This window comes from Paenibacillus lutrae (genome assembly GCF_009757775.1).
GTDB classification, from domain to species: Bacteria; Bacillota; Bacilli; order Paenibacillales; family NBRC-103111; genus Paenibacillus_F; species Paenibacillus_F lutrae.
In genome coordinates this window covers 40,045-44,425 of the sequence record NZ_RHLK01000024.1, presented here as the reverse complement: position 1 = coordinate 44,425, position 4,381 = coordinate 40,045, and the positions used below count along the sequence as shown (strand labels likewise).

At 48.5% G+C, this 4,381-nt stretch carries 2 protein-coding genes; one reads left to right on the top strand and one right to left on the bottom strand.

Annotated elements, in window-relative coordinates; genetic code table 11:
• Positions 1–227: 227 nt before the first annotated feature.
• On the bottom strand, positions 228–3,566 hold the full coding sequence (locus EDM21_RS23530; RefSeq protein ID WP_157338815.1) for a SpoIID/LytB domain-containing protein: 3,339 nt from the start codon (positions 3,564–3,566) through the stop codon (positions 228–230).
• 411 nt (positions 3,567–3,977) lie between these two features.
• Here EDM21_RS23530 and EDM21_RS23525 point away from each other — a divergent pair, with 411 nt between their 5' ends.
• Positions 3,978–4,181, top strand: a complete 204-nt coding sequence (locus tag EDM21_RS23525; protein ID WP_156430886.1) for a hypothetical protein — start codon at positions 3,978–3,980, stop codon at positions 4,179–4,181.
• Positions 4,182–4,381 lie beyond the last annotated feature (200 nt).

The following is a 4,381-nucleotide window of genomic DNA, read 5'->3' as shown; positions in this document are numbered from 1 at the left end:
CCACCTGGCTTTGGAGAACCGGTGGCTCAAAACAGAAACTTACTGCATTTTTGAGTTTTTTATTTCTCCAAACAAGACAAACTCCTGAGTTCCATTCGGAACAAAGGAGTTTGTCTGCAATCTGAAGCAGGCACCCATACAGGTGCCTGCTTGTTCAATCATGTTCAGTATTGTTCAGTATTGTTCAGGTCGACAGGATGATTTATCTGCCTCGGCTTCTGAGTGCTCTACTCCGCTGTAATTCGCTTAATAATAGTGGCTGCTTCAGCCCTTGTCGACATACCGTTCGGAACGAATTTGCCATTCTCCCGGCCATCGATAAGGTTAAGTTCGGCTGCTATTTTTACATAAGGAAGCGCCCAATCGGCTACCTCTGATTCATCGGTGAAAGAAGCTGCCGCCGAAGCACTTCCCGCCGCTGCTTTATTATAGGCACGCATCATCATGGCGACCATTTCCTGACGGGTGATGTTCGCCTTTGGCTCAAAGGTCGTACTGGTCTTGCCTTCGACAATTCCGGCCTGAAATGCGATGGCAATAGAATCCGCGTACCATTCATCCGCACGAACATCCGTGAATGTATGCATGCCGGATGCGGATAGCTTCATTGCCCGGACGAGCAGGGCTGTGAACTCGGCACGGGTAATGGAGCGCTGCGGCTCGAAGGTGCTCTCGCTGGTGCCGTTAATCATATGATTGGCTGTCAGCTCTTCAACGGTTTTGAAAGCCCAGTGCGTTCCAGGAAGATCAGCGAAGGTCTGTTTCCATTCCAGAGCGGCGAAAGTACTGAAATGATGAAGCTCTGCCGTGATTTTACCTGGGCTGTGCTTGCCTCCGATATATTCCAGTGTACCGTTATCTGCAATATAATAGACGCCTGTGAGGGCCGGATCGGTCATTGTTCCGGTTGTGAAGTGGACCGTCACCGGTTTCTCAAATGTGGTGAGGTCGGTTTTTACGCCGTCTTTAGTGAGAATCGACAGGCTGAGACTGGCGACGGCACCGGCAGGACGGATCCGGGTGCTTGCCGTTTGAGAGCCGGCGAGAAGTGTCTGGGCATCCGAGGCGCTTAAGGTGTTCATCCCGATTGTGAACGTGCTGTCCTTCCGCTGATCGGCTGAGACCTTATCCGACAAACGTTTGAGCAGTTCAGCCGGGATTTCAAGGGTAAGATCTTCCCTCTGAACAGCCAGTTTGCTCTCACCGAGAAGTTCTGCAGCGCTGGCAGGGATGGAGATCTGTTTAGCCGCTGCCGGTACAGGTAAAGTTACTTTACCGTCTACCGGGGGCTTCTGCAGATCGGATTCCTTAAATTCGTGCTGTCCGTTTCCGGTTTCAGGAGCAGGTGGAGTTACAGGGCCGGGACCGCCGCCAGATCCGCCATTCGATCCGCCGACCGAACCACTGCCGGATCCGCCGTCTGAACCACCTGTCTCCGGAGCGGATACGGTCAATGTATAAGTGCCCGTCTGATTCCCATAGTGAACTTTAAGGTCTGTCTGCCCCCGCTTGTGTGCTTTCACGAGTCCGCTGGGGTCAATCGTTGCGACAGCCGGGTCGCTGCTGCTGAATGTAATCCCCGCCGTCCAGACCGCACTGCTGCCGTCCGTATAAGTCGCTTTAACGCCGGCCTGCTTGTTATCACCCGCATTCATGTCCGCAAGCCCCGTTAGTTCGAGCTTCTGAATTTCAAACGGCTCGCCGGTCGCTTTTTCCAGCTGCATATTGGAGTAGTAGGCGTTTAGAATCTGATCATACTTCCAGCCTTTTCCTCCCAGCATGGAGGCGCCATATTGGCTCATACCAACCGCATGTCCGTTGCCGCCGCCGTAAAAGGTGACATTCGTGAGCTCGCCGTTTGGATCTTTTGCCAGATCAAAAGTAAAGAAGGCGGAGAAAAGAATGCTTGGATTTTTGACTGTCGACTTTGCATCATAGTTCAGCGAACCGCCTTTTGCGCGTTCGGCATAGATGTCGCCTGTCCTTCCATCGACCGGCTTGATGGTGAAGCGGATATTGAATTCTTTTAAAATTTTATAAGTCCCTGTGGAACCTTCAATTACCAGTTCCGTGATGTTACCGCCTGCCCCGCGCTTGGCCGCATACATATTCGTAAGGGTGCCGATTCCGTCAGCCGGAATAGGTTTGCTTACAAAACGGTCGCCTTCTTTGGTCAAGATGGCAGTCGGATCCGCATTAAAACGCAGAGGAAGGTTAATATTGATCGTTTTTTCCAGGTGCTGCTTCGTCATATCGATTTTCCAGCGGAAATAAAGCGACTCGGAATCGTAACCGGTATAGGACAAATCCTTGTACAAGGCGCGGATCGCTTCTTCATCGGAAGTGTCGATGTCGAGCATTTTAGACGGGTCCGTTTTATCGTAGGTGTAGCTCTTCGCAACCAGATAAGGGATGGGAGTCCCCGGGAACGAACCGCCCAGACTGTCGGACCATACTTCATGCTTGGAAGCGCCGAAGCCGCCGGAAGTCGAATAGAAACGCGCATCCACCAGTTCATTGCCGCTCTTCATAATTAATCCCGCTGTTTCATTGACGGCTTGGGTCGTCAGCTCATTCTCTGCACTGTTGTTAAATACCTGACTCAGCGTACTGTCATCGATATGCATTCCGCGGTCGGAGAACCGGCTGCTGAAATAGTCGGTGAGAGCATAGGTCCGGGCTGCAATGGCCTGGGCCTTGAGAGCTTCTTTACCGAAACTGGCAGGCATTTCGCTTGGAACAACCTGATACAAATACTGTTCCAGTGTAATATCGTTCACCAGTCTCAGTTTATCTTGTACAGGACTGCGTGTTAGTTCAAGTGATCCTCTATAGAGCGGATTTCCTTGTCCCCGCTTAAAAGTCATAATCTGCATCAGGGAGGACTCCGGAGTGATTTGCTCGGCATAAAGGCGGTTAGGAGTCCGGTACAGTTCCGTTCCGTCCTGTTTGACAACCGTCTGATTCTCATAGACAGAGAACGTTACGGTTTTATCTGAGGAAATTTCATGAGTCCAGCTGCTTTTCTTGTCACTCAACCGGAAGCCGTCAGCAGATTTGATATCCAATTGGCTGTGTTCAAAGGTTGAATTGTCTGCGATATTTGAAATATCCCGGCGTATTCCTACACGCATCCGGTCAGAGGGAGTAGCTTCCTGGATCACAATTTTTTGGATCTTACCCGAGCTGTCCGGATAGACAGTTACATTAGCTGCACCAACCCTAACATCACTCAGATTTCTGGTATAAATCTGCCCGTTCAATGTTTGTTCCACGGTGTATGAATCTGCAAGCTGCAGCGTTCCTGCAAGCTCCAGTTCCAGTGTTTTGTCCGTTGTGCTTTTAGCCATGATTTTTTCTGTAAGCGGTTGCGTAAATAAAGGCGATGAACCGGATAAGACATGGACCGGCTGGGCTGTATTCCCCATAACGGAGACACTGGAGGTCTCGGCTCTTGCCAAACCTGCTGCACCGGGAATCCCGGCAGTAAAGGTACTGCAAATCAAAGCAGAAGATAACAAAACCATCATTTTACGCTGTGTACCCGGGGTCTTCGACACGCTCATATCTTCACTCCTTGTAGAAATCTAGTGGTTTTCATTCTTGGCAGGGGCAGGCGAAAATTCAGTGTGTGAACGGATGAGATGAAATGAGGTCCAGATTATGTAGCTTGATTGGAGAGTAAACCCTGCACCTCCTTTAATTTAGATAGCGCTTACAATTGATGCACATGTCCATTCTATCTAGTTTGAAATAATATTTCAATAGATTTTCTAGAATTGAAATAATATTTCAATAATATTTTTACAGCCGTAGCTCTGCTTTGATCACTAGAAAACTTTTACAGATTCAAAGTTTGTTCATAGAAATGTAGAATGAAATTGCTTTTTTTGCCGTATTTCCGGTTATAATTGATGAAGGTTTTCTTTCGAAGGTGTAATTTAAGCATCCGTTTATAAATGGGGAGGAAGTTTGCTTTGGTCGGTCAATCTCTGGACGCCTTAACTTTAAACATGTTTATGATCAGTCTGGTTTTCATTCTATTAATCGGCTCTATGGCCAGCGTAAGCATCATGCAGTTCTTCCAGAAGAAGAAAGTGAAAGGCTTTGTGTACTTAGCGATTGCCATTATCGCGCTTGCCGTGTTCATTATGATGGCATCCGGCTGGGAAGCCAGTTGAGCCCTTTCGAACTCGGGCTATTTTCCGTTAATTATGTTTGCGTGTGTAATCAAAAAAGCCTGTCAGGTCCGTTTTGAAGTGCACCCCTTAGAATAGACATTGGAAAAACCCTTGGTTATTCCGATGAATTCTAAGGGGTGCATTTTTTCATGGCGCATAAGGGACAAACCTTTAAACACTATCCAGAATCATTGAAGGTA